Origin of the sequence: Acinetobacter sp. SwsAc6, assembly GCF_013391565.1 — a bacterium.
GTDB lineage: Bacteria > Pseudomonadota > Gammaproteobacteria > Pseudomonadales > Moraxellaceae > Acinetobacter > Acinetobacter cumulans.
Window position 1 is genome coordinate 1 of record NZ_JACAXE010000039.1, and the last position, 25,631, is coordinate 25,631.

Consider the following 25,631-nt stretch of genomic DNA (forward strand, 5'->3'; position numbering starts at 1 on the left):
ACGGATGAATATATTTCAGAAATCACTCAACGCTTGAATCATCGGCCAAGAAAAAGACTCGGCTTTAAAAGTCCGAGTCAGGTATTATGGCAACAACATGGTGTTGCACTTCAAATGCTAATCTAAGACCATTAAGGAATATGGCTATAACGCATATATTTTAAAATAAGACCTTTGCGATATCTTAATTTACGGTCATCGCGGTGATCTTGATAATATTTTGGATTAGGCAAGATTGCTGCTAAAAAGGCAGCTTGTTCACGGCTCAAGCTTCTTGAGTTTTTACCAAAGTAATGTTGCGTTGCCGCTTCCACCCCATAAATATGATCGCCAAACTCTACCGAGTTCAGATAAACCTCTAAAATCCGTTCTTTGGACCACATACGTTCCATCATCCACGTTGCAACCGCTTCTTGGCCTTTACGCATAAAAGAACGCTTATTATATAAAAATAGATTTTTCGCTAATTGCTGTGAAATGGTTGAACCGCCAGCAACCACCTTGCCTTTGTCTTTATTACGCTCCATGGCAAACTGCATACCCGCCCAGTCAAAGCCATTATGCTGTAAAAATTTACCATCTTCGGCAGCCACAACTGCGTGTTTCATATAATCACTAATTTGATCGTAATCACGCCATTCGTGCTGAATGGGTTTAGACTCAGTTGACCAATAATCCAAACGCATCATCATGGTGGTGTCGACTGGATTTGTACGCCACCAGACTAAACTTGAAAAGATCCAAAGCTGAATCAATAGCACCACACTGACTAGAATTAACAAAGATCGGACAATAAAGGCTTTCATGTCAGTTTGTTGCTCCTGAATCTCACTATTTTCGTGTTAAGCTTATTTTTAAACGAATAATCACAGCAAAAGAATAGCATGCCTGAATACGCGCCCCCTAAAATCCACCGCAACAAAACCAACCTTCAACTGTGGTGGTTTACTGCACTGCTGATTGCCATTAATGTCGGTTTATTTGCTTGGCAAGTTTTACATGGCATAGATATTACGAGCCCAAGTACAGCGGATGCTATTCGTTGGGGTGCTGATTATGCACCTTTAAGTTATTTAGCGGAACCCATCCGCTTATTTACCAGCATGTTTTTTCATTTTGGCCTGATTCATCTCGCACTCAATATGTGGGCATTGTATATCTTTGGCAATATTGCAGAACAAATGTTAGGACGTTATTACTATATTGGCCTATATATGCTGGCTGGCCTAAGTGGTTCATTGCTCAGTGGCTATGTGGCAATTCAGGATTCTTATGAGTTGTTGCAAATTGGCACAGCCAATCCAAGTTTACTCCCCAGTGTCGGTGCAGGTGCATCAGGTGCGGTAATGGGGCTAGGTGCTGCATTGACTGTTATTTCATTATTCCCAAACTTACCTAACCAGCGTTTTTTACTGGATAAAAAAACCTTATTAATGGTCATGGGGATCAACTTAGCCATGGGCTTTACCATCAGTGGGATTAATAATGCCGCCCATATTGGTGGTATGCTCATGGGTGGTTTTTTGGCATTGGCATGGTATTGGGGTGAAAAAATTCAACGCCCGCGCCTCATTCAATTGATCGCGCTCATTGCAGGGGGCATGATCTGCTGGGTAGTCTATCAATATTGCCTAATTAAAGTTGCGACCATTGCACCATTTTGGCATGAACTACTGCAATGGATGACGCAATCTATACAACAACCACATGCCTAAAATTACGCTTGTTACAACAAATGCAGCCCAAATGATCATTCACTTGGGCTGCATTTTTATGTACTAAACTCAAATAGATACTAATACACCTAATTCAGTTCTCTTAAACTTTGAAGCGGTGGAATGTCACTTAAATAACTAAGTCGATAACGCCCGATCAGCATACACACTAGCGTCATACACAGCGGTAAGATCCACCAAATTTCCCAATGAGGCTGTAGCACCAATTCCATTTTATAACTGGCGATTGCACTAATCACTTCTGCAAAAAAGCAGGAAACGACACCCGCAATAAAACCCATGAAGCCAATTTCTAAACTAAGCATGCGTTTCAGCTTTTGCTTAGAGCTTCCAAATGAACGCAACAAAGCGACTTCACGCTTACGTTCATCCATTAACAAGTTTAAACATGCAATAAGCACCAAGATGCCTGAAAGTGCCACCAATAATGCCAAAATACTGATAATTTGAACCAATAAACCGACAATACGTTTTACTTCATCCAGCACCAAACTCACATCGATAAACACCGTATTGGAAAATTGCTGAATCATGTCAATTAACAAAGGCTTCTGCGCTGGTGGTACATAAAAGCTGGCCAAATAGCTACCTGCGTTTGCATCCATCGTTTGTGGTGAAAAGATAAAAAAGAAATTCGGACTAAAGCTTTCCCACTCTACACTGCGCAAGTTAATCACCGTGGCCTGTAATACGCCCTCAGGTAAACTAAAGGTCAGTCGATCACCAATTTGAATGCCAAGCTCTATTGCTGTTTTTGCTTCTACAGAAACCTGATGCGACTGGCTAAATTGTTTGGCCCCACTCACAATGACATTATCACTTGGAAATGTGCTGGCTTGGGTCAAATTCAACTCACGGCGTAATGAATTATTGTGTTGTTGTAGCTCAGTGGCAAAAGGTTGATCGTTTTTGGCCACCAAACGCCCACGTACATTTGGGTAGAGCGGTGTCCCTTTCCAGCCATGTTGGTTCAGTTGTTGCTGAAATGCATTTTTCTCAAATGGCGGTAGACCATATACAAATTGGTTTGGCGTACCTACGGGTAATTGTTGTTGCCAGCGCTCCAATAAATCTGTGCGGAGCACGGCCAATACCGTGATTAAACTCAGCCCCAAAGCCAATGCAGTAATTTGAAATGCAGTCTGATACGGCGTTCGTACATAAGCAGAAATGCCTAGTTTCAAACGGCGAATAAATTTCAGTAAACCCCAAATCAAGCCATACAGCACAGCACAAAGTACTAAAATAGCCCCCATCAACCATGCTGTGAGCACAAGATTTTCCGTCAATACCACACTAAAAATGATGAGGCTAAGCATGCCTGAAAACAGAACCAATAACATAGACTGCACAGACTTTTCTTGTTGTCGAATCACACGTATAGGTGGCGTGTTGAGGAGTTGCCAAAGCTGAGGCAACACAAAACCTAGTAACACCGTGGCACTGGTCAATAAAGCAATCGGTAATGGACCGAAAAACATCGCAGAAACAGAAAAAGGAACAGTGAGCTGTGGAATCAATTGCATCATCAGTTGTAATAAACCATAGCCTAGACCCACGCCTACAATCGTACCAAAGCACATTGCTACAGCAAAAACCACCAACAACAAGAATAAGTAGGCCTTAAAAATCTGTACCTTAGAAGCCCCCATACAACGCAGTAACGCAATATGATCTTGATTTTGCAAAATATAGCGTTGACTACTCAGTGCGATGGCAATACCACAAAGCAAAATGGTTAAAATATTGGCCAATTGTAAAAAAGTATCCAAATTCGCAATCGGCTTCATTAAGCGTGTATTGCCTTCACTGGCATTTCTTAAGCGAAGTCCAGCTTGCTGTTCATCTTCAGCTTGTGCGACCTGTGTAGATTGAGTCTTTTGTTGGTTTTTAAACTGCTTAAAGTCTTGCTCATACTGTTGTATGGCCTTCGGCTCCCCCGCCAATAACACGCGGTAATCAATACGGCTGCCCAGTTGAATCGCATTGGTTTTTGCTACATCTTGCTGTGCAATCATGACTGTTGGGGAAAAACCACTAAAGCCCAATTCCTGATTCGAATCATGTAAAATTTTGCCACTCACCCGAAATTGGCCATCTGCAATTGCAATACGATCGCCCAATTTGACCTTGAGCAAATCCATCGCACGTTGGCTCAACCAGACTTCACCTGACTGTAATTGTTGAGCTTTGGGCTCAATCGTCAGTTCACCCCGCAATGGAAAGTTGGTTTGTATGGCTTTTACATTGACCATCACAAACTGCTCATCTGTATGAGCCATCGAGCTAAATACCGTCACTTCAGATTGCTTTAAACCTAGCGCCTGCGCTTGCTCCCGCCATTTTGGAGCAATAGGCTGCGTATCGTTCAGCACCAAATCAGCAGCCAACATTTCAGCCGCTTGTAAAGCAACCGCATGTTGTATTTGCTCATTGCTAAACTTGAGTGCCGTAGTGGCACTGATGGCCAAAGTTAAGGCAATAATCAGTAAATAAACCCCAGTGGTTTGAAAGCTCTGACGCAGTAAAGGGCTAAATAATGCATTCATGCTTAGCTCCCCTTTATATGCTCAATGAGCTGGCCATCATGCAATTCAAAATGGCGTTGGCATTGCTGTGCTAACTGCTGATCGTGGGTCACCAACACCAAGGTAGTCCCCAACTCACGATTTAGATTAAACAGCAATTGTTCAATCTCTTTGGCTGTTGCTCCATCTAAATTACCTGTCGGTTCATCAGCAAATATAATTTTAGGTTGCCGAATTAATGCGCGTGCAATCGCTACACGCTGTTGCTCACCGCCAGATAAAACCTTGGGTGTTTGAGCCGCTTGTCGAGTCAAACCTACACGCTCTAATAAAGCGAGTGCCTTTTGCTCTGCTGTTGCATAATGAAATTTAGCATCTAAACGTAAAGGCAACATCACATTTTCAAGTGCTGTTAAGTGGGGTAAAAGCTGAAAGGACTGAAAGACAAAACCAATATGTTTAAGGCGAATCACAGCACGTTGTTCTTCATTGAGTGTTTCAACTACTTCTCCACAAACCTGTAAGTGCCCGGAACTGGCCTGATCTAAGGTGGCTAAAATCCCTAATAATGTAGACTTCCCCGAGCCAGAACGCCCTGTAATCGCAACTTGCTCACCTGCATGAATGGCTAAATTTAAATTTTCAAAAATACATAATTCTTTATCTGCAAGTTTTATCTTTTGTGTCAGTTGCTGGGCAGAAATAATTGCCTGTGGCATGATGGATTTATCAGTCGAAGATTGGCTCATAATTTTCCTAATATGCGGGCTTATATGCTAAAACGTGTGCAAGAATTTAAAGTTAAAATCGCTATTGTGCCATGCGCACTACTCTTCAGTTTGAGTATGGTCCCTGTGTACGTACAGGCTAAAACCATTATGATTGTGGGCGATAGTTTAAGTGCAGGCTATGGCATACCCGCACAGCAAGGCTGGGTAAATTTGCTACAAAAGCGCTTAGACCAACAGTATCCGAAACAACATAAAGTGGTCAATGCAAGTGTAAGCGGTGAAACCACTAGTGGCGCATTAGCGCGTTTACCCAAATTATTGCAAACACACCGCCCAGACCTTGTGGTGATTGAATTAGGTGGCAATGATGGCCTGCGTGGGCAACCACCAAAAATGATTGAAAAAAATTTAGCACAATTGGTACAAAAGAGTCAGCAAGCTAAAGCCAAGGTGGTGCTGTTTGGCATGAAGATTCCACCGAACTATGGCACAGCCTATAGCAAGGCTTTCGAAAATAATTACAAAACTGTGAGTCAGCAATACAAGGTTCAACTGTTGCCCTTCTTTTTAGAAGACGTTGCGGGTAATAAAAACTTGATCCAAAGCGACCAAATTCATCCAAATGCTAAAGCACAGCCTATGCTGTTGAATAATGCCTATCCCTATATTAAGCGTCATTTATAGCAAAACTGAGGCATAAAAAAGGCGCTAAACATAGCGCCTTTTGTTTTTATGCAGAATCTATCAACTGTTAAAAGTCGTAGAAACTTACTTTACCTGTTTCGAGTGAATACTCCGCGCCCACTACTTTTAATTTGCCTTGCGCAATTAGGTTTTCAAGCACTGCAGAACCATGACGTAACTGATTTACCGAAGCAAATACATTTGAACGTACTGCATGCACTGACAATTTATCTAAATCATCTTTTAATTCAGTTTGCAGTAAAATTTCTACAGATGGGCGTACACGGTTCACAATCGACATTAAATTCGCTGATGGTGGTGTTGCTGGATTCATCAATGCTTCGATGGTGGAATGAATTGCGCCACAGTGGGTATGACCTAATACAATGACCAATGGACAGCCAAAGCTATCGGCTGCAAATTCCACACTGCCCACCTGAGATGGTGCAACAATATTCCCTGCAACACGAATTACAAACAAATCACCTAGACCTTGGTCAAAAACCATTTCGGCAGGTACACGTGAATCTGAACAGCCCAAAATAATTGCAAACGGCTCTTGGCTTTCTGCCATCGCTGCACGCTCTTGATGCGTCAAAAGCTTAAGGTGTTGTGTTTGACCACTGACAAAACGTTCATTACCCTTTTTTAAACGTTCTAAAGCTTCTTCTGCTGTTAGCATGTTCTTCTACCCTGATTTGAAGTTAACATATTTTATGCTTGCCTATTTTGAATGTCACTTGCAAAAAGCAATAGTGCGTAATTTTTTTATAATATTTTGTTACATTTATCACTTATTTCAATCTCACACCACTTCGCACAAGCACATTCTACTTGCAATCCATCATGCAAGAGCTATGCCGATTCAAATGAATAGCATCGATCTGGACTGAACATCTTCATACATTTTGAGCACAATCAAAGTGAATGAAAACTCGCTCAATGCAACAATGTTGTATGCACACCTAAAACACATATTTTATTTAACTCCATCACATTTTAGGCTGTGTTTTTCACGCCACGTTCACAACAAAATCGTGACTTATAACGCGATTTCATTAAAATAAAAGCATAAGTCATTTCAATTAAAGCATTTTTTGCAATCAATAAATTGATCTACGAATCACGATAATAATTTTTAGCACATTTCTAAGGGGTGAATGTCAATGAAAGGATTGCATTTGACAGCACAAAGGATCCTTCAACTCGCTGGACTGTGTTTGGCGTGTACAACAAGTATCTCAAGTTTAGCTGCTCAAACGACGCAACCAACGTCAACATTTACCACGCCTTATATTTTACAAGACTATTTAAGCCAACAGCGTAAAGCCGCTGGCTTAGTATCGAAGAGCATACAAGTAGGCAACGTAAAGTGGACTTATAACGAGGGAGGTTCTCGAAGTTCACCTTCAATCCTATTGATTCATGGTCTTGCAGGTAACCGCGACAATTGGAATCGTGTGGCACATTATCTTACGCCTTACTATCATGTGATTATTCCAGACTTACCAACCAATGGTGATACTCAAGTTCCTTCCGATTTTGATATTTCAGTGCCTAATGTGACCGAGCAACTGCGTCAATTTGTAATTAAAATTGATGTTGAAGATAAACTGAATATTGCAGGCCATTCATTGGGCGGTTCTATTGCGACTTTATATGCTTCACAATTCCCCTTCGATACCCAAAGTCTATTTTTGGTCAACAGTGCAGGCATCTATAAAAAAGCCAATACTATTTATAGCAAAGACCCGTATTTTTTAAAAAACCTCATTGTGAGCAAACCCGGTGATTTAGATGAAGTCAGTCATCAGCTGATGCAGCAACCTCCTAATGTACCGTTTAAACTCAAACAAGCTCAAGAGAAAGTCCTTATTGCTCAGTCGCCTCAAACACAAAAAATGATTGAGCAAATCATTACACTTAATCGAATTTACACACCTGATAGTTTTGCACGCTTGGCGCGAAATGTAGAAGCACCCACCTTAATTTTATGGGGCAAGCAAGACAAGATTATTAATGTCGAAGCGGCAAATGAATTAAAATCCTTATTGAAACGTGCTGAAGCTCCTGTCATTCTTAATAATGTCGGCCACATGCCGATTATTGAGGCTGATCAGGAAGTGGCGAATCACTATTTACCCTTTCTGGCCAAAAGCCAAAAATTTATCAATCCGCTTACGGATAAACTCATTCCTTTAAATTAGGTACACCCAGACAGTATGCAAAAGCACCCTATGATTGAGCAGCTCATTGAAGCTCAACTTAATTTTTTAGATCACACTTTTAGCCAAAGCCCTACTGTCGACACTGAGTTTGTTCATTTTTATCAATGGTTCCGCAAACAACCGCTGCAACAGCTGTGGTCTTTTGAACAGATTCATGGCCTGATTGAAAAGCAAATTTTACAAACACCGGCCTCTGGTTTTTTAATCGAACAAATTGCAGAACATATCAAATTTGCGTTGGTGCATCCCATCAATGACAGCACAACAATTGCCGATATTATCCCCGTACTCACCGTAGATAAAATTGCGCAATATGTCGCAAGTAAAAGTGGGCATCGTCAACGCCTTATTAAAACCATGGTGAATAATCCTGCTTTTTCAGCCATGATTAGCCAGCTCATACAGCATTCCATTCAAGACTATCTGGATAACTCAGTACTGGCCAAAAGCGTACCTGGCGTATCACGCTTTATGAAAATGGGTAAATCTGTACTGGAAAATGTAACAGATACCAACTTAGATGATGCAGTTGCCAAGTACTTACAAAAAAATATTCTAAAGCTCAGCCAAATGAGTGAAACTGTATTAAATCAGCACTTTGATGACCATAAGCTGTATCATTTCCAAGCCAATCTTTGGCATAAAATCAAAGCAATGCCGGTGTCTGTACTTAAAAATTATATTGAAGTTAAAGACCTTCCAGCCACGGTAGGCATGGGTGCAGAAGTTTGGGATTTTATTCGTCAAAGTGAATATTTAAAACAACAAGTGCATGATGGTGTGTATGCATGGTATGTGCGTAATGCGGAGCGCCCTTTTGACTTATTGCTACGCGATTTAAATATTGATGAAGCGCTAATTCAACATGAATTAAGTGCACTGCTACAACCTGTCATACAGCAAATGATCGCTTCAGGTTGGTTACGCGAACGTTCACGCCATTATTTAGAGCAGTTCTATTACGCAGCTGAAACTTTAAAAATTTTAGCCATCTCTGAATAAACAAACAGATCAAACAAAAAAAAGCCGCTTTAGGCGGCTTTTTTTATTGGCAAATTAGAATTTGATATTCATACCAACAGTATATCTACGACCATCCAACACAATGTCGTATTCGCCATTGGTAATTTCTTTATTGGCCAAGTTATAAACCCCAGCTATTAAGCTCAACTTTTCGCTGGCTTTAAATACTGCACCAGCATCAAATGTACCATAAGCTGGTGTACCACTCGCCATAGACGTACGGCTTAAGTAATCACTGGTTTTACCACGGTAGTTATAATCCATCCATGTATTCCAACGATCTGAAACATCATAATCTAAACCAATGTTAAGCATGTGCTTTGGCATTTTATTTAAAGGCTGACCTTTAAACTCACCGCTTTTTTGCTCAGATTCTGTATAAGTATAGCTTGTGCTCGCACTTAAATTATCCAGTAAGTCATAATCTAATGTGAATTCAACACCTTTCATTTCAGCATCAGACACGTTCATCATTTGGCTAACAAAACGGTAAGGTTTACCATTCGCTTCACATTTCCAATCTTCTACAGGTGAACTGTTTGTGGTTCCCGGTGTTTCACATAAGCGGTCTTCAACAATTTTATCTTTAAAGTCTGACTTAAAGACCATTAAGCTGGTATTGAGGCCCAAACTAGGATCTGAAAAATTAAAACCCAACTCATAGCTTGTGCTCTTTTCTGGAGAAAGGTTTGGATTACCAATAATCACGCCACTGCCTTTACCAGTGCGGCTACCAAAACCTTCAGAAATTTGGCTGATGGTTGGTTGTTTATAACCTGTGCTTATACCACCTTTTAAAGTCAAAGCATCCGTTAAATGATAAACACCGTAAATTCGCGGGGTAATTTCGCCACCGAAATATTGATCTTTATTGAATCGAGCACCCAGTGTTAAAGCAAAATCATCAGTAATGTTCCACTCATTTTCTGCATACAATGCAAATAACCAACGTTCAAGCGAAGTTACACCGGTAACACTCGCTAAACCATTGGTCGTATCGGTAATTTCTTCTGTTTGATACTGACCACCCACTGTTAAAGTATGGTCGCCCAAGAAGAATGTCCCTTGCGTATTGAATACTTTTAAATCTTCTTGTTTACGATCCGCAACTGCGCCGCTATATACCTTCTTGGTTTTTTCGTCTTGGAAATATGAATCAAGGATAAATTTATCGTAATGTGCCTTGTGCGTTAAGGTGTACATTTCTTTTTCATTTTCATTGATAGACGCTTCTGCTGCAGTACCAACACTCTTACCTAAAGTTGTGGTGTATTGCTGCCCACTAAAATCATAGCGTAAGCCAATGTCGTTGTTTTCATCGACACTCCACACCAATTCAGTGCCCAGTTTTTTGACTTTTTTCTCAGATTCACTTGAACCTGATTTTTGTCCTTCGCCACCAATATAATCACTTTCATCATTGCCTTGGAAATTACCATCCAAGCTCAAAGAGAGTTTGTCTTTAATCAGCGGGCCTGTCGCATAAAAACCAACACCGTAGCTGTCATTGGCATAGTCGTTATCTGATTTTGTGTATTCGGGAGAGATGCTACCGTGCCAATCGCTTGATGAGGCTTTTTTAGTAATAATATTAATTACACCGCCCATTGCATCTGAACCATACAATGAAGACATTGGGCCGCGTACCACTTCAATACGCTCAATCATGTCGATAGGTGGTAAATATGCGCCAATTTTACCGCCATCTGTACCATTACCATTGACTGTTCGGCCAGCACTTACAGGACGTCCATTCACCAAATACTTGGTATAACTTGCCCCCATCCCGCGAATGGTAATTTCTTTATTGTTACCGCCCCCTTGCACCGAAACACCCGGCATATTTTTCACGGCATCAATAACATCGGTATATGATTTTTTTTGTAATTCTTCACCCGTAATCACTGAAATTGAAGCAGGTGCATCGGCAATGTTTTGCTCGAAACCGCCAGCGGTTGTTACAACAATGGTTTCAAGTTTTGTCACATTCTCTTGAACAGCAGAATTTTGCTCATTTGCTTGTAATTGCGCAGTGAATGCTGATGCAACTGCAAATGCTAAAGTTGAACGAATCAATGGCTTATTCATACTCGTATGCCCTTACTTACTATCTATGGATGGTCTTTGATTTTCGGGGCTCAGTGTAACAAAATACAAACGTAATGCAATTATAATTAATAATTATTCTCATTATTAATCCATATCATCAACAATAAAAAATGAAACTCATTATCCTATTAAAGTGAGGTTTTTCGACACGCTAAGTGAGATGGTGATTTTTCCAAGTTACTAGGGTCTCTTCTATTTGTAGACTCATTTGGCCATATTTTAAGGTGAATAAATAACCAAATTTCACGTGCATTTTATTTAACCTACGAAAGCAGTGCACTGAATAAAAACAAGTTTATTATTTTTGTTACTTTAAGCTTAGCAACAGTACTCCCCCTCAATGGATAGAATGTGGACTGTCCAATGGTCAAGCAAGTATCTACACACCACTTTATAACACCCAAATGTAGCTGTCATAAAATGTGACACAAAAAAATAGCCTCTAATTGAGGCTATTTTTTTAATTTCTAAGTGCTTATTTAAAATAAGCGCCTTCAGTATTACTGTGGTCTGTTTGATCCACTACACGCATTAATTCTGGCACATGTTGTCTTAAAGTCGTTTCCACGCCTTGTTTTAAGGTTAAATCAATTGATGAACAACCTTGGCAACCACCACCAAATTTAAGCACCGCAGTTAAGCCATGTTCTGCGTCTTCAACCACTTCAACCAAAGCACAGTTACCACCGTGGCCTGCAAGACCTGGGTTAATTTCTGACTGTAAAACATAAGTAATACGTTCTTCTACAGAAGCATCTGGACCTACACGTGGCACTTTAGAGTTTGGCGCACGGAACGTCAGCTGACCACCAAAACGGTCTTTGTTGTAATCAATAACAGCATCTAACAAATATGGAATAGATGGGGTATCAACATAAGCTGCAAAGTCTGGGTAATCTTGCTTGTAGTCTGTAGGCACAATTTCTTCTGGTGCACTGTACGCCATACAGCACTCAGCACGCGGTGTTCCAGGATTTTCCACAAAAACACGTACCGCAATACCTGGCGTATTTTGTTTCGCCAACAAGTCTTTTAAATACTCTTGTGCATTGGGTGTAATTAATAAATTTGGAATCTCTTCTGCAACTACAGTGCTGGTGTTCTCAGTCGACATAACAATATTTCCTCATGCTGAATTATCTATTTTACCTGAAGATGCGGTTCAGTAGAAAAAAATCAACCAAAATTGTCGGAATTATCTTGAAAGTTCACTTTAAAGCCCTTTTTAATGGCATGATGCATCTTAAATAGTCAAAATATAGAACAGAATCCTATGCTGGACTTACCCTTTAATCACACGGTCACCATTATTTTAATTACCGTGGTTGTTTCATTTCTTGCCTTTCAAAACGAAAAAATAATGAATCGTCTGATTTTTTGGCCCCCTGCTATTAAGCAAAGCCAATATGACCGCTTCGTGACGCATGGCTTCATTCATGCCGATGGTGCACATCTGTTATTTAACATGATCACCTTATTTTTCTTTGGTAGCATTATTGAGCAGTTCTATCGCCAATACTTATTTGAAATGGGCTTTGTGCTGTTCTATATCGGTGGTTTGATTGCAGCAATTATTCCAAGTTATCTCAAGCATAAAAATGATCATCGCTGGGCCAGCTTAGGTGCATCTGGCGCTGTTTCAGCCGTATTGTTTGCTTATATTTTATTTCAGCCGTGGAAGCTGATTTTTGTATTTTTTATTCCTGTTCCAGCCATTATTTTTGCCGTGCTGTATGTGGCTTATAGCATTTGGTCTGGCAAGCGTGGCAACAGCAACATTAACCACAGTGCACATTTGTGGGGAGCTGCCTACGGGGTCCTCATGACCATTATTATTGAGCCAAGGGTCCTTCCTCACTTCTTTAATCAGTTGATGCAATTGCCATTTTAACCACTGAGCCTACTGCATAGATTGAGTAAAAAACCGATATTGGCAACATAAAAAAAGGGATTCTTATGCAGAATCCCTTTTTAGTTCACTGGCTAGTGATTGGTATTAATCACTTCCGCGTAAGAAGGATTAAACATCTGTGTGGACCAAAAGCTCACCATGTTCAAAATGCCAATTGCGCTGATAAGCAGACACAAACTTGGCAATAAATACAGGCGCACGATCAATCGGAGTTTTTTCTTTAAAATGACCTGCATTAATCGCCCAGTCATAACAACTCTGATCCAGTGGATATTCGATTAAAACACCACTTAAATAATTATTTTCAATCCAGTCTTTGGCTTGCAGATAGTTAGAAAATACTGCTGAAGAGAAATTGGATTTTTGTGCACTAAATAAATAGACGCTCGTTAAATCACTCATAATTTTTCCCCTAAGAACGAATTCTTCTTTTGATGATTTAATCTACATCTTTTATTTTGTGATGCATATCACACTTTATTGTTTTTTTGCTGTCATTTTAGCCAACTTTCGTAACCAATATGACATCAATAGAAAATAATATTGATTACCATTAAAACTAAATAATAATGCTAATTATTTTCATTTAATAATTATTCTGATACATTCATTGAAATTTTTTGGGAATATTCAAGAAGATGATTAAAAAATCATTATTGTATGCTGTGATTTTAGCGCTAACTTCTCCTGTATCCAGCTTAGCTCTTGCTGCACCATTTACGTTAAAAGCCTCAGAACAAAATACGATTGAACTTAAAAATGCGCCACAAAATATTGCTGTCTATGATCTTGCTATACTCGACACCCTGAATGCTTTAGGTATAGACGCAAAAATTGTTCCTGAAACCAGTTTCAATGGTGATTTAGCCAAATATCAAAATAATCAATTCATTAAAGCTGGTTCTCTATTTGAACCTGATCTAGAAAAGTTAAAAGTAGCCAAGCCTGATCTTATTTTTGTAGGTGGACGTTCAGCAAAAGCGCAGAGCCAACTCCAACAACTGGCGCCTACTGTAAGCTTATCGGCTCAAACTGAGCATTATGTCGCCGACTTAGAACAGCGTACTCAGTTACTGGCAAAAGCATTTAAACGTGAAAAAATTGCCAATGAAAAATTAGCAGAAGTTAAAAAGCTACAGGCTGAACTTAAATCTTTAACACAGAATAAATCTGCGCTAATGCTATTTGTAAATAAAGACAACTACATGCTACATGCAGCCAATGATCGTTTTGGTTTTGTCTATGATTTAACAGGATTTAAATCTGTACTCCCGCTAAGTGAAAAGTCTGATGCACCACGCCCAGAAGCGGGTTCTGCTGCTGCCCTCGCCTTGGCAGAAAAGAATGCCCAATTGCTTAAAAAAGCTGTCGAAGCACAACCTGATTACATCATTTTATTAGATCGTGGTGCAGTCAATACACAACAGTACACAGCAAAAGATAGTATTAAAACGCACCCCGTTTTAAGCCAATCCGATGCGGTGAAAAACAATCAGGTCATTAATGTAAATGCTGATTCATGGTATTTAACTGGTGCAGGCTTAGACAATACGATTGCAATGCTCAAAGAGCTGAAACGCGCCATTCAACCCTAAGCTGAGTCAAACCGCTTGAAATCAAAAGGGAAGTTTATACTTCCCTTTTTTCATGAAATATCTCGAAATATTTTCTACAAAACATTGGTAGTTTCTGCCAAGACCGAATCGAATTTGGCATAGATAATGTATACAAATGTATATTAACGACAATGTCAGGTGAGATATTTTGCATGTCTAGTTCTTTAGAAGGCCTCCAGTTTCCAATTTCTGCTACACAGCAAAAGCCCAGCACATCCAAAGTCGGGCGTGAAATTATTGCGGAAGCATTGGCCTCGGTCGATCACAACCTGTCACTCAAAGCTACGCAAGAAAAAAACTGGCGTAAACAATATCCAAAATATTTCAAAGCTTTGGTCCAACATGGCATTCTCAATGACCAAGCCCCGCTTCATATTGCGACTTCAGGTTTAAATAAAGCGCATCATAGTTTTGAGTTTTATCGAGACGGTGAAAAGCACTTATTGGTCGATGTGATGTCATTACCAGCAAAGCCTTTGTACACCATTCAATTAAAGGGTGAAAGTGATGCAGCACCTGAATGGTATGTACCTTATAAAGGGCAAAACTTGCAAGGTGATGCACTATTAGTACAGCTTCAAAATTGGCAAGACGCAGGCATTGTTGAACCAAGTCATGCCGATGCTTTAAGAGCTTGTGTAGCACACCCAGAATGGTTCGATCTATCTGACCGTACTGTTGTACTGTTTGGTGCAGCTTCTGAGGCTGGCCCACTTACCTGGCTCTCTAAATGGAAAGCCAATATTGTCGCTGTTGATTTACCTCACCCACGTATTTGGGGCAAAATATTAGACACCGTAAAGCACGGTAATGCCACGCTATATGCGCCATGTATTGAAGCATTGTCAGACGAGGCAACCGAAGCAGAACTTAGAGAAAAGCTTGGTGCCAATCTATTGACGCAAACTCCTGAAATTGCCCAATGGCTGGCACAAAGCCAACATCAATTGGACTTAGCGGCCATTGCGTATTTAGATGGTGAAAAACACGTTCGTGTATCTATGGCGATGGATGCCATTATGCAATATGTCAGTGTACAAAAGCCCGATACCAGCCTTATGTACATGTGCACACCAACCGATGTCTATGCTGTGCCTAAGGAAGTGGTTGAAGCATCACAAAACAAATTCATGCATCGCTCTAAAGCGCAGCAATTGCTGAGCCAAGGGATTTCTACGCTCAGTGCTCAGCACTTTTTCCAAAAGAATTCACATGACATAATTCTTTCCAGCAATGGTCAATCCTATGGTATTGCTGATTGCTTGGTAGTGGAACAAGGACCAAACTATGCGATGGCAAAACGTATTCAACAGTGGCGTGCCACATTAGCCCGACATAATGGTCAACGTGTGAGTATCAATATTGCGCCCTCTACAACCACGCATTCAGTGACCAAAAATCCTTTGCTAAAAGCAGCCTTTAATGGTGCTGAGCTGTTTGATGTAGAAGCCTTTGCCCCTGAAACCACCAATGCCATTATGGCAGCTTTATGGATACACGATCTTCGCAATCCTGAGTCGGTGGCTAACCCAGAACTTAAGTTAGATCACCCACTTGAACTGATGATGAAAGGTGCAAACCACGGTGGTTTATGGCGTGTTGCTTATTTGGCACGTACTGCTCTGCCCTTTGCTGCAGTCTATGGCTTTGCAACAGACAAGCTCCCAATCAAACCAATACTCCGAATGCTGAAAAAGGCATAGCGTAAAGAGTTCGCCCTTCTCATTTTCTGCGAATCACACAGTCGATGAGAAGGCTTGATTAATTACTTGTTTAAATGGTTTCTGTGCATGTACATGGCCTAGCTCATAAAGCCAAGCCATAGCACTTAAAAAGAGCACATAAACATAAAATAAGCGCATAAAAAAACGCTACCGAAGTAGCGTTTTTTTATGCGCTTAAGCATGATTAGAATACTTGTAAGAACAGCCAATATAAACCACCAGACAAACAGATTGTCGCTGGTAAAGTGAATATCCATGCTGAAAGAATGGTTTTCACTGTGGCAAAGTTCAGGCCTGATTTGTTGGCAACCATTGTACCTGCAACCGCAGAGTTCAATACGTGAGTGGTTGAAACTGGCATACCAAAACCATCTGCAGCAGCAATTGTGGTCATAGCAACAAGCTCAGCTGACATCCCTTGACCATAAGTCATGTGATGCTTACCAATACGCTCACCCACAGTCACTACAATACGTTTCCAACCCACCATGGTGCCTAGACCAAGTGCCAATGCAACAGCGACTTTCACCCATGTAGGAATGTATTGAAGGAACGAATCTAAGTTATTACGGTATTCTTTGACGTTTTTCGCTTGATCAGCCGTCATTGCTGGAAGCTGTTCTGCTTTATCTAAACGCTTAAATGCCGTAGTATTTAAGTACATGTCGTTACGAATTGTAGAAACTTCAGTTTCTGGAATATCTTTTAGATCGCCATACTGACCCACACGCTCACCTAAGTGATCAGTTAAGCTTGCTAAAGCAGGCACAACTTCAGGGGTAATTTCTTTGGTCTGAATATATTTGGTAATCACATCACGCGCTTTGTCATCTGCAATATCATCATGCTGTGCATAAATCGCAGTCGCTGTTTGTGCAGACAATTGTTCAAATGATTGAATATGCGCTTGGTCTAAATTCTTGTTTAAAGAATAGGCCAAAGGCACACAACCAATCAAAATCAACATGATTAATCCCATGCCTTTTTGACCGTCATTTGAACCATGCGCAAAACTTACGCCTGTACAAGTAAAGATCAAAATTGCACGAATAAGCGGTGGTGGTGGTTTATTGCCTTCAGGTGGCTGGAATAATTCCATTTGTTTCTTAAAGATTTTTTTAACCAATAAGAACAATACCGCAGCAAATGCGAAACCAATTAAAGGAGAAAACAGTAAAGCTTTACCCACTTTAATCACTTGGTCCATGTCTACACCCGATGCACCGCTACCTGCGTGCAGAATGTAGTTCATAATGCCAACGCCTAGAATCGAACCAATTAAAGTATGCGAACTAGAAGCAGGAATCCCCAAGAACCAAGTACCAAGGTTCCAAAGAATGGCCGCGATGAGCATGGCAAAAACCATAGCAAAGCCAGCTCCAGAACCGACATTCATGATCAGCTCTACAGGTAGCAATGCAATAATGCCGTAGGCAACTGCACCACTGGCAACCATTACGCCTAAGAAATTACAAAAACCAGCCCACATCACCGCCACTGGTGCAGATAATGCGTTGGTATAAATCACCGTTGCGACAGCATTCGCTGTGTCGTGAAAACCATTTACAAACTCAAAACCGAGCGCAATAAACAAAGCGGTACCCAATAAAATCATGGAGTAGAGGCTAAGTGCAGGAACATGCGCAAGATCAGCTGTAAGTTGAAAACCAATATAAATTAACGTTGAAATAATTAACGTTAGAAACACCGGCATAAAAAATTTCGGTGTAGGCACATGAACATTCGTCGACTTATTGTTTGTCGACTGGTGTGCTGAATCTACGGGAGTTTGATTAGAATTCATGCAAGCAAGAATGGAGGATTTAAGAATCCCCATATTGTTCAATTAAATTGTGACAATTATATGACAAAGCGGTGTCATATAAAGCAATATTTCATACTTTATTTTTTACAGCTTGCCATCAATTATGCTTATTTGCATTCAAATCAATCATTAATATTCATAGTGTTACAACCATTTCTGTTCATTTATCATTATTAAAACACGCTGTTTTTGCACCGCAAAAGATCATGTTACAAAACATGAAATATAAGCTGTACTTAAGGGTTCTACAGACCAAGGCATAGCATGCTAGAGAGATATGACAACTTGATGAAGTATTTATGACAATCCAATCTTGCTACAGCAACCACTTTGAGGCACGGCGAAATATTCAACAAGCTCAACTTTGCGCTTAATAATTAAACTCAATATCAGAAATAATGAACTGAATTCTGTTAATATATTTGCCGATTTTATATTCCATCGGATTGGGGTTATTTATGTCCACGCTCGCCACCCTAAAAGAGCTACTCGCTCAACGGATTCTGATTATCGACGGTGCTATGGGCACTATGATTCAGCGTCATAAACTCGAAGAAGCTGACTACCGTGGTGAGCGTTTTGCTGACTGGGCATCTGACCTGAAAGGTAATAATGACCTTTTGGTACTGACACAACCTCAAATCATTCAAGGCATTCATGAAGCCTACCTCGATGCTGGCGCAGACATCATTGAAACCAACAGCTTTAACGGCACCAAAGTTTCAATGTCTGACTATCACATGGAAGATTTGGTCACTGAAATCAACCGTGAAGCAGCGCGTATTGCCAAAGCCGCTTGTGAAAAATACTCAACACCAGAAAAGCCGCGTTTTGTTGCGGGTGTGCTTGGCCCGACTTCACGTACTTGCTCAATCTCGCCAAATGTAAATGACCCAGCTTTCCGTAACATTACTTTTGATGAGCTGAAAGAAAACTATATTCAAGCTACGCATGCCCTGATTGAAGGCGGTGCGGACATTCTGCTCATCGAAACCGTATTCGATACTTTAAACTGTAAAGCTGCCATTTTTGCAGTGAAAGAAGTGTTTAATCAGCTGGGCTATGAATTGCCATTGATGATTTCAGGCACGATTACCGATGCCTCTGGCCGTACCTTAACCGGTCAAACCGCTGAAGCGTTCTGGAACTCTGTGCGTCATGGTGACTTATTGTCGATTGGCTTTAACTGTGCCCTAGGTGCAGATGCCATGCGTCCACACGTCAAAACCATTGCAGATGTTGCAGATACTTTTGTTTCAGCGCATCCGAACGCTGGCTTGCCAAATGCCTTCGGCGGTTATGATGAAACCCCCGAACAAACAGCTGCATTTATTAAAGAATTTGCAGAAAGCGGCCTGATCAACATCACGGGCGGCTGCTGTGGTACAACACCAGATCACATCCGCGCTATCGCCAATGCGGTAAAAGACATTGCCCCACGCCAAGTGCCAGAAACTAAGCCTGCTTGCCGTCTGAGCGGTTTAGAGCCGTTCAACATTACCGAAGATTCGCTGTTTGTGAACGTCGGTGAACGTACCAACGTGACAGGTTCTAAAAAGTTCCTGCGTTTAATCCGTGAAGAAAACTTTGCCGAAGCTTTAGAAGTTGCACAGCAGCAAGTTGAAGCCGGTGCTCAGATTATCGACATCAACATGGATGAAGGCATGCTGGATTCAGAAGGCGCAATGGTGCACTTCCTGAATCTTGTAGCCTCTGAACCTGAAATTTCACGTGTGCCGATCATGATTGACTCATCTAAATGGGACATCATTGAAGCGGGCTTAAAATGTGTACAAGGTAAAGCGGTTGTTAACTCGATTTCCTTAAAAGAAGGCTATGATGAGTTCGTTGCAAAAGCGCGTTTGTGCCGTCAGTATGGCGCTGCCGTGATTGTGATGGCCTTTGACGAAAATGGTCAGGCCGACACTGCTGCACGTAAAAAAGAAATCTGTAAGCGTTCTTATGATGTATTGGTCAATGAAGTGGGCTTCCCTGCTGAAGACATCATTTTTGACCCGAACGTGTTTGCCGTGGCAACTGGTATTGAAGAACACAATAACTATGCTGTGGACTTTATTGAAGCGACAGGTTGGATCAAACAGAACTTACCGCATGCGATGATTTCCGGCGGTGTGTCTAACGTATCGTTCTCATTCCGCGGTAACGAGCCTGTACGTGAAGCGATTCACTCAGTGTTCTTATACCATGCCATTCAGCAAGGCATGACTATGGGTATCGTCAACGCAGGTCAAATGGCGATTTATGATGAAATTGATGCTGAACTGAAAGCTGCGGTTGAAGATGTGATCTTGAACCAAAACCAAGGTGAAAGCCATCAAGAAGCTACAGAAAAGCTGCTTGAAGTTGCTGAAAAATACCGCGGTCAAGGCGCTGCGCAAAAACAAGTGGAAAACTTGGAATGGCGTGAGCTTCCCGTAGAAAAGCGCCTTGAGCATGCTTTAGTGAAAGGTATCACCACCTTTATTGATGAAGATACTGAAGAAGCACGCCTGAAAGCTAAACGTCCGCTGGATGTAATTGAAGGTCCATTAATGGACGGCATGAACGTCGTAGGTGACTTGTTCGGTTCGGGCAAAATGTTCTTACCGCAAGTGGTGAAATCTGCACGTGTAATGAAACAAGCGGTAGCTTGGCTAAACCCGTTCATTGAAGCTGAAAAGTCTGGCGGTCAGTCTAAGGGCAAAGTCCTGATGGCGACTGTAAAAGGCGACGTGCACGACATTGGTAAAAACATCGTAGGCGTGGTACTTGGCTGTAACGGTTATGACATTATCGACCTAGGCGTGATGGTACCTTGCGAGAAGATTCTGCAAACGGCAATTGATGAAAAAGTTGACATCATCGGCTTGTCTGGCCTAATCACTCCGTCTTTGGATGAAATGGTGTTTGTTGCCAAAGAAATGCAGCGCAAAGGCTTTAATGTTCCATTGATGATTGGCGGTGCAACGACGTCTAAAGCGCATACGGCAGTGAAAATTGATCCGCAATATTCAAATGATGCAGTCATTTATGTAGCCGATGCTTCACGTGCGGTAGGTGTTGCAACAACTTTACTTTCTAAAGAAATGAAACCGAAGTTTGTTGAGGAAACCCGTGCAGAATATGAAAAAGTGCGTGAGCGTATTGCTAACAAACAGCCTAAAGCAGCAAAACTGACGTATGCTGAATCGGTTGAAAATGGTTTGAAAATTGACTTTGCAGCCAATGCGCCTGTGAAGCCAAACTTTATTGGTACGCAAACGCTGACCAATTATCCATTGGAAACTTTGGTTGAATACTTCGACTGGACACCGTTCTTTATTTCGTGGAGCTTGGCGGGTAAATTCCCTGCGATTCTGACTGATGAAGTGGTGGGTGAAGCAGCAACTGACTTGTATGAACAAGCGCAGACCATGCTGAAAGATATTATCGACAACAAACGTTTTGATGCACGTGCTGTCTTTGGTATTTACCCTGCTGCCCGTTCAGCTGCGGACACGGTTCAAGTGTTTGATGAAACTGCGAAAACAGTGACGCATACTTTTGAGCATATCCGTCAGCAGTCTGACAAAGTAACGGGTAAACCAAACTTGTCATTGGCGGACTTTATTGCGCCTGCGGATGCAAATGTTGATGACTACTTGGGTGGCTTCACTGTATCGATCTTTGGTGCAGAAGAAATGGCAAATGAGTACAAGGCCAAAGGCGATGACTACTCTGCAATTCTTGCGCAATCTTTAGGTGACCGTTTTGCAGAAGCGTTTGCGGAACATTTGCATGAGCGCATTCGTAAAGAGTTCTGGGGCAACCAAGCGTCTGAAACCTTAAGCAATGAAGAATTGATTAAAGAGAAGTATGTGGGCATCCGTCCTGCACCGGGCTACCCTGCTTGTCCTGAGCATTCTGAAAAAGCGCCGTTGTTTGACTGGTTAGGTTCTACCGACAAGATTGGCACGCAATTGACGACTAGCTTTGCAATGTGGCCACCTTCATCTGTCAGCGGTTTCTATTATGCAAACCCTGAAAGCCAATACTTTAACGTGGGTAAAATCGCAGGCGATCAGCTTGAGGATTATGCGAAGCGTAAAGGTTGGACTTTAGATGAAGCGAAGCGTTGGTTAGCGCCGAATTTGGATGATTCAGTTCAGTAATTAGTTTGAAAAAAATCCCCTCGAATGAGGGGATTTTTTATTTATAATCAAAAATCTTAAAAACACATAAACGAATTTTATAAAATGAAAAAAATATTCTTACTTTTAGTTTTACCTTTTATTTCATCTTTTGCTTTTGCAGAGTGTAAAACAAGTAATGTTTATGATGAAATTGCCTGTTATGAAAAAGAATTAAAATCTAATAAAACCAAGCTCAACCAAACTTATCAAAAGCTCTATAACACTATGAATGAGGAAGGTAAGAAAATTTTAGAAACCTCTCAAAAGAATTGGTTGTTATATAAAAATAGTCATTGTGATGAATTAGTTTCTTATCTTTCTAGTGGCGTACAAGGTGCAGGCTCTAAGTTAATCAATCTATCATGCAATGCCGATCTTATTGATCAACGAATTAAAGAACTAAAAGATTTACTTTAATTTTTAGGTAATCCCCCTAAATCCCCCTTTTACAAAGGGGGACTTTTGCGTATCTAATGAGTTACGTGACTGCTCCTCCCTTTATTAAAGGGAGGTTGGGAAGATTAATTGATTAATATTAAAAGTTAGGTGATATTATCTAAATCTTAAAAACATATATATTTTTAAAATGAATCATATATGCGCGCTTTGCCATGAATCAAAAGAGTTAAAAGAAAGCCACTTTATACCCAAATTTGTTGGTAAATGGCTTAAAAAGACTAGCGCTACAGGATATCTTAGAAATGTAGATAACATCAATAAAAGGCAACAAAATGTTATTAAGGAATACCTCTTGTGTAGCGATTGTGAGCTTCTATTTTCAAGTTGGGAAAAACAATTCTCTGAAAAAATGTTTATACCTTTTTTAGATCAAAAAAACTATGTTATTGAGTATAAAGATTGGTTAGCAAAATTCTGTGCTTCGCTTTCATGGAGAACATTAATCTACATAAGAAATAAGAATTCTAATTTTGAAAATGAAAGTGAATACTTCATAAATCAGATCGATCTTGCTGAATTAAACTTAAGAAATTTCATTTTAGGTAAACAAGATAATTTATATAAATATGAACAACATATCTTTCCTTTATCTGAAATAGACACTCCACCTAAATCACTAAACTTACCAAGTAACATAAATAGATATTTTCTTAGAAGTATTGGTGTAGATGTCTTACAAGGAGATAATGATATTTACACATTCACCAAACTTCCTACCTTTCTTATCTTAGGAATTGTGAATTCCAATTTTTCATCAAAAATGAGGGCAAGCCGGGTTTCTTTAAAACAAGGAATATGTAAACCATCAAATCTTGTAATGCCAGAATATCTGCTTGGATATATGAAGAATAAAGCTTTAGAAATCCAAGAAAAAAGAAGAAGTATGTCTAATGATCAACAAGAAAAAGTAGAGAAAATGGCTTTAGATAATCTCGATAAAACTGCCGACTCAAAATCTTTTGAAGCTATTATGCATGATTATAATATTTTTGGTGATGCAATATTTAAATAATCCCTCCTAACCTCCCTTTGAAAAAGGGAGGAACAACGCGAATCCAAAATCTTCTTCTAATTCGCGTGAAGTCCCCCTTTAGCAAAGGGGGATTTAGGGGGATTCTTTAAAACAGTAATGATAAATAGCCTCCTCAACCCCAGCAATCTCCCCCAACACCTGCCCATTATCAAATCTCAGCACCTTCAACCCAAGCTGAGCCAAAGCCTCATCTCGAACTCGATCTGCTTCCAATCCTTCATCCATATAGTGCTGACTACCATCACACTCAACGACTAAATTGGCAGCAGGACAGTAAAAGTCGACGATGTAATTCAAAATTGGCTTTTGCCTATAAAATTGCAAACCTAGTATTTGCTTATTGCGAAGCCGTGACCACAACAACTTTTCAGCATCAGTCATATTGTTACGCAGGTCGCGCGAAACTTGTTTTAAATTTTTATTGTAAGGTTTCATTTTATTCTACTTTTTTAATATTTTAATCCCTTCTCTTGCGCCATACATGGCTCACCTTTGAAAAAAGGAGGAACACCGTGAATCCACAACTACCATCAAATTCGCGAGAAGTCCCTCTTTAACAAAGATGAGAAACTACGTTTCGCAAGAGGGAGATTCTTTAAGACAGTAATGATAAATAGCTTCCACTACTCTATCAATCTCATTCATCATCAGCCCATTATCAAATATCAAACCCCTCACCCCCTTGCGAGGCAGTGTTTCTCCTCCCATAAGGAGGAGATAAATCAATCATGCTAATACAGCAAACTGCACCTGATTCCGCCCATTTTCTTTCGATTTATATAGAGCCTGATCCGCCAAACGCGTCACTTCATCCATGCTCATACCGTCTTGTGCAGTCGCAATACCAAAACTCGCAGTTACTTTCAAAACACTTTGATCTGGCAGAGTGATCTCCAATGCTTCAATAGCCTGACGACAGCGTTCCGCAATTTCTAAAGCCTTTGCCAAGTCCTGATCGGCTAGAACTAGAGAAAACTCTTCTCCACCAAAACGACCAACCTTATCTTGCTCACGAACTGCATGTCTGAGCACATGGGCAACTTGGCGCAATACTAAGTCGCCGGCTTCATGCCCATAACTATCATTAATTTTTTTAAAATGATCTAAATCCAAAAGAATCATCGAATATTTTTGGAAATTCTTTTGATGTCTTTTATTCACAAATTCAGATAAATAACGACGGTTGTATACCCCAGTTAAACCATCAATTTGGCTCAAAATTTCAATTTTCTGATCACGATTACGCCACTGACGCAGCAATATCTCAAAAAATAATGCTGAAGTTATTAATATGGGAGAATAAAGAATCAACATACTTTTAAGCCAAAAAGTATTGCTGTACAAATCACTTTGATTTAGCTGATCACTAAATAAAGGCGCATAAGCCAATGTACCAATGGCCGTGAAATAACACATCGCCCCAAAAACCAAGGTCACAATCAGCATAATGCTATAAATAACTTTGGGTTTATAAAATACAAAGCCTATCAGCAAAATATTCAAAATTCCGCCCATAGATGCAGGGCTATAAAGGCCAACGCTTTTGGCTGAATACAGCAGCAGTAGCCCAAAAAATAGCGGAATAAGCCAGCCCATAACATGACGGAACTTCGCATTTTGCTTAAATGCTAAAGCAAGCAAAAGTACAAAGGCGGTTAAAAATATCTGACACCACGTGGTAAAAATACGCTCATCATGATAGCTCTGACTAAACCAAATTTGGTGAGACTGTAAATAAAACTGTGTAAACGCTTAGACTATCCCTCAACGCTGTTAGGGGCAACACAGGTGTTTACCATGAAAGATGAAGCAATGCTGGCATTAGCCAAAGAATTTGCCAAGAACTTAAAG

Annotated in this window: 20 protein-coding genes; 10 read left to right on the forward strand and 10 right to left on the reverse strand. The window is 40.5% G+C overall.

All coding sequences use genetic code 11. From position 1 onward, the window contains the following. Positions 1 to 131 precede the first annotated feature (131 nt). Entirely contained in the window at positions 132 to 806 is a 675-nt protein-coding gene (gene mtgA, locus HYG93_RS17485; RefSeq protein WP_120365665.1) for a monofunctional biosynthetic peptidoglycan transglycosylase, read from the reverse strand. A gap of 78 nt (positions 807 to 884) precedes the next feature. Between mtgA and HYG93_RS17490 the strand changes: the two genes are divergently transcribed. Next, a complete protein-coding gene (locus HYG93_RS17490) occupies positions 885 to 1,715 on the forward strand; it encodes a rhomboid family intramembrane serine protease (protein ID WP_106985755.1) in 831 nt (276 codons plus the stop codon). Positions 1,716 to 1,804: 89 nt separating this feature from the next. Here the strand turns inward: HYG93_RS17490 and HYG93_RS17495 are convergent, their stop codons facing one another. Both HYG93_RS17495 and HYG93_RS17500 read right to left on the reverse strand, forming a co-directional pair. Then, positions 1,805 to 4,285: an ABC transporter permease gene (locus HYG93_RS17495; RefSeq protein ID WP_120365664.1), complete on the reverse strand. Its 2,481-nt coding sequence runs from the start codon at positions 4,283 to 4,285 to the stop codon at positions 1,805 to 1,807. Positions 4,286 to 4,287: 2 nt separating this feature from the next. Then, positions 4,288 to 5,013, reverse strand: coding sequence for an ABC transporter ATP-binding protein (locus tag HYG93_RS17500; protein WP_106985757.1), 726 nt, complete (start codon positions 5,011 to 5,013; stop codon positions 4,288 to 4,290). 24 nt (positions 5,014 to 5,037) lie between these two features. Here HYG93_RS17500 and HYG93_RS17505 point away from each other — a divergent pair, with 24 nt between their 5' ends. Beyond that, entirely contained in the window at positions 5,038 to 5,679 is a 642-nt protein-coding gene (locus HYG93_RS17505; RefSeq protein WP_120365663.1) for an arylesterase, read from the forward strand. 67 nt (positions 5,680 to 5,746) lie between these two features. Here the strand turns inward: HYG93_RS17505 and HYG93_RS17510 are convergent, their stop codons facing one another. Beyond that, complete coding sequence (locus HYG93_RS17510) at positions 5,747 to 6,361, reverse strand: carbonic anhydrase (protein ID WP_106985759.1); 615 nt, start codon at positions 6,359 to 6,361, stop codon at positions 5,747 to 5,749. 484 nt (positions 6,362 to 6,845) lie between these two features. Here HYG93_RS17510 and HYG93_RS17515 point away from each other — a divergent pair, with 484 nt between their 5' ends. Together HYG93_RS17515 and HYG93_RS17520 are read left to right on the forward strand one after the other, a co-directional pair. Then, positions 6,846 to 7,886 carry an alpha/beta fold hydrolase gene (locus tag HYG93_RS17515; RefSeq protein WP_120365662.1) on the forward strand — a complete coding sequence of 347 codons (1,041 nt, stop codon included), beginning with the start codon at positions 6,846 to 6,848 and terminating at the stop codon, positions 7,884 to 7,886. A 15-nt stretch (positions 7,887 to 7,901) separates the two neighbouring features. After that, positions 7,902 to 8,909 (forward strand): hypothetical protein, encoded by a 1,008-nt coding sequence (locus HYG93_RS17520; protein ID WP_120365661.1) that lies wholly within the window; start codon positions 7,902 to 7,904, stop codon positions 8,907 to 8,909. A 54-nt stretch (positions 8,910 to 8,963) separates the two neighbouring features. Here HYG93_RS17520 and HYG93_RS17525 read toward each other — a convergent pair whose 3' ends face one another. Both HYG93_RS17525 and nfuA read right to left on the reverse strand, forming a co-directional pair. Continuing rightward, entirely contained in the window at positions 8,964 to 11,018 is a 2,055-nt protein-coding gene (locus tag HYG93_RS17525) for a TonB-dependent receptor domain-containing protein (RefSeq protein ID WP_120365660.1), read from the reverse strand. A gap of 496 nt (positions 11,019 to 11,514) precedes the next feature. After that, positions 11,515 to 12,153 carry a Fe-S biogenesis protein NfuA gene (nfuA, locus tag HYG93_RS17530; RefSeq protein ID WP_106985763.1) on the reverse strand — a complete coding sequence of 213 codons (639 nt, stop codon included), beginning with the start codon at positions 12,151 to 12,153 and terminating at the stop codon, positions 11,515 to 11,517. A 159-nt stretch (positions 12,154 to 12,312) separates the two neighbouring features. Between nfuA and HYG93_RS17535 the strand changes: the two genes are divergently transcribed. Then, positions 12,313 to 12,930 (forward strand): rhomboid family intramembrane serine protease, encoded by a 618-nt coding sequence (locus HYG93_RS17535; RefSeq protein WP_117007661.1) that lies wholly within the window; start codon positions 12,313 to 12,315, stop codon positions 12,928 to 12,930. A 129-nt stretch (positions 12,931 to 13,059) separates the two neighbouring features. Here the strand turns inward: HYG93_RS17535 and HYG93_RS17540 are convergent, their stop codons facing one another. Then, positions 13,060 to 13,353, reverse strand: coding sequence for a hypothetical protein (locus HYG93_RS17540; RefSeq protein WP_106985765.1), 294 nt, complete (start codon positions 13,351 to 13,353; stop codon positions 13,060 to 13,062). A 236-nt stretch (positions 13,354 to 13,589) separates the two neighbouring features. Here HYG93_RS17540 and HYG93_RS17545 point away from each other — a divergent pair, with 236 nt between their 5' ends. After that, positions 13,590 to 14,546, forward strand: a complete 957-nt coding sequence (locus HYG93_RS17545) for an ABC transporter substrate-binding protein (RefSeq protein WP_120365659.1) — start codon at positions 13,590 to 13,592, stop codon at positions 14,544 to 14,546. A gap of 173 nt (positions 14,547 to 14,719) precedes the next feature. Further along, positions 14,720 to 16,270 carry a hypothetical protein gene (locus HYG93_RS17550; RefSeq protein WP_120365658.1) on the forward strand — a complete coding sequence of 517 codons (1,551 nt, stop codon included), beginning with the start codon at positions 14,720 to 14,722 and terminating at the stop codon, positions 16,268 to 16,270. 205 nt (positions 16,271 to 16,475) lie between these two features. On the opposite strand, the gene HYG93_RS17555 is transcribed toward HYG93_RS17550, so the two are convergent. Then, positions 16,476 to 18,095, reverse strand: coding sequence for an inorganic phosphate transporter (locus HYG93_RS17555; RefSeq protein ID WP_117007658.1), 1,620 nt, complete (start codon positions 18,093 to 18,095; stop codon positions 16,476 to 16,478). Between the two features lie 479 nt (positions 18,096 to 18,574). Between HYG93_RS17555 and metH the strand changes: the two genes are divergently transcribed. The 3 genes from metH to HYG93_RS17570 all read left to right on the forward strand — a co-directional run bounded on the left by metH (position 18,575) and on the right by HYG93_RS17570 (position 23,759). Further along, positions 18,575 to 22,267, forward strand: a complete 3,693-nt coding sequence (gene metH, locus HYG93_RS17560; RefSeq protein WP_120365657.1) for a methionine synthase — start codon at positions 18,575 to 18,577, stop codon at positions 22,265 to 22,267. Between the two features lie 84 nt (positions 22,268 to 22,351). Next, positions 22,352 to 22,705, forward strand: coding sequence for a lysozyme inhibitor LprI family protein (locus HYG93_RS17565; protein WP_106985770.1), 354 nt, complete (start codon positions 22,352 to 22,354; stop codon positions 22,703 to 22,705). 169 nt (positions 22,706 to 22,874) lie between these two features. Continuing rightward, the gene (locus tag HYG93_RS17570; RefSeq protein WP_106985771.1) at positions 22,875 to 23,759 is read left to right on the forward strand and encodes a hypothetical protein; all 885 of its coding nucleotides are present in this window, start codon (positions 22,875 to 22,877) and stop codon (positions 23,757 to 23,759) included. Positions 23,760 to 23,852: 93 nt separating this feature from the next. On the opposite strand, the gene HYG93_RS17575 is transcribed toward HYG93_RS17570, so the two are convergent. Together HYG93_RS17575 and HYG93_RS17580 are read right to left on the reverse strand one after the other, a co-directional pair. Further along, entirely contained in the window at positions 23,853 to 24,215 is a 363-nt protein-coding gene (locus tag HYG93_RS17575) for an endonuclease domain-containing protein (protein WP_106985772.1), read from the reverse strand. 291 nt (positions 24,216 to 24,506) lie between these two features. Next, positions 24,507 to 25,421: a GGDEF domain-containing protein gene (locus tag HYG93_RS17580; protein ID WP_178962720.1), complete on the reverse strand. Its 915-nt coding sequence runs from the start codon at positions 25,419 to 25,421 to the stop codon at positions 24,507 to 24,509. Positions 25,422 to 25,631 lie beyond the last annotated feature (210 nt).

Excerpts from the sequence above, each read along its gene's own strand:
- mtgA (WP_120365665.1), bottom strand. The coding sequence starts at position 806 with ATGAAAGCCTTTATTGTCCGATCTTTGTTAATTCTAGTCAGTGTGGTG.
- HYG93_RS17490 (WP_106985755.1), top strand. The coding sequence starts at position 885 with ATGCCTGAATACGCGCCCCCTAAAATCCACCGCAACAAAACCAACCTT.
- HYG93_RS17495 (WP_120365664.1), bottom strand. The coding sequence starts at position 4,285 with ATGAATGCATTATTTAGCCCTTTACTGCGTCAGAGCTTTCAAACCACT.
- HYG93_RS17500 (WP_106985757.1), bottom strand. The coding sequence starts at position 5,013 with ATGAGCCAATCTTCGACTGATAAATCCATCATGCCACAGGCAATTATT.
- HYG93_RS17505 (WP_120365663.1), top strand. The coding sequence starts at position 5,038 with ATGCTAAAACGTGTGCAAGAATTTAAAGTTAAAATCGCTATTGTGCCA.
- HYG93_RS17510 (WP_106985759.1), bottom strand. The coding sequence starts at position 6,361 with ATGCTAACAGCAGAAGAAGCTTTAGAACGTTTAAAAAAGGGTAATGAA.
- HYG93_RS17515 (WP_120365662.1), top strand. The coding sequence starts at position 6,846 with ATGAAAGGATTGCATTTGACAGCACAAAGGATCCTTCAACTCGCTGGA.
- HYG93_RS17520 (WP_120365661.1), top strand. The coding sequence starts at position 7,902 with ATGCAAAAGCACCCTATGATTGAGCAGCTCATTGAAGCTCAACTTAAT.
- HYG93_RS17525 (WP_120365660.1), bottom strand. The coding sequence starts at position 11,018 with ATGAATAAGCCATTGATTCGTTCAACTTTAGCATTTGCAGTTGCATCA.
- nfuA (WP_106985763.1), bottom strand. The coding sequence starts at position 12,153 with ATGTCGACTGAGAACACCAGCACTGTAGTTGCAGAAGAGATTCCAAAT.
- HYG93_RS17535 (WP_117007661.1), top strand. The coding sequence starts at position 12,313 with ATGCTGGACTTACCCTTTAATCACACGGTCACCATTATTTTAATTACC.
- HYG93_RS17540 (WP_106985765.1), bottom strand. The coding sequence starts at position 13,353 with ATGAGTGATTTAACGAGCGTCTATTTATTTAGTGCACAAAAATCCAAT.
- HYG93_RS17545 (WP_120365659.1), top strand. The coding sequence starts at position 13,590 with ATGATTAAAAAATCATTATTGTATGCTGTGATTTTAGCGCTAACTTCT.
- HYG93_RS17550 (WP_120365658.1), top strand. The coding sequence starts at position 14,720 with ATGTCTAGTTCTTTAGAAGGCCTCCAGTTTCCAATTTCTGCTACACAG.
- HYG93_RS17555 (WP_117007658.1), bottom strand. The coding sequence starts at position 18,095 with ATGAATTCTAATCAAACTCCCGTAGATTCAGCACACCAGTCGACAAAC.
- metH (WP_120365657.1), top strand. The coding sequence starts at position 18,575 with ATGTCCACGCTCGCCACCCTAAAAGAGCTACTCGCTCAACGGATTCTG.
- HYG93_RS17565 (WP_106985770.1), top strand. The coding sequence starts at position 22,352 with ATGAAAAAAATATTCTTACTTTTAGTTTTACCTTTTATTTCATCTTTT.
- HYG93_RS17570 (WP_106985771.1), top strand. The coding sequence starts at position 22,875 with ATGAATCATATATGCGCGCTTTGCCATGAATCAAAAGAGTTAAAAGAA.
- HYG93_RS17575 (WP_106985772.1), bottom strand. The coding sequence starts at position 24,215 with ATGAAACCTTACAATAAAAATTTAAAACAAGTTTCGCGCGACCTGCGT.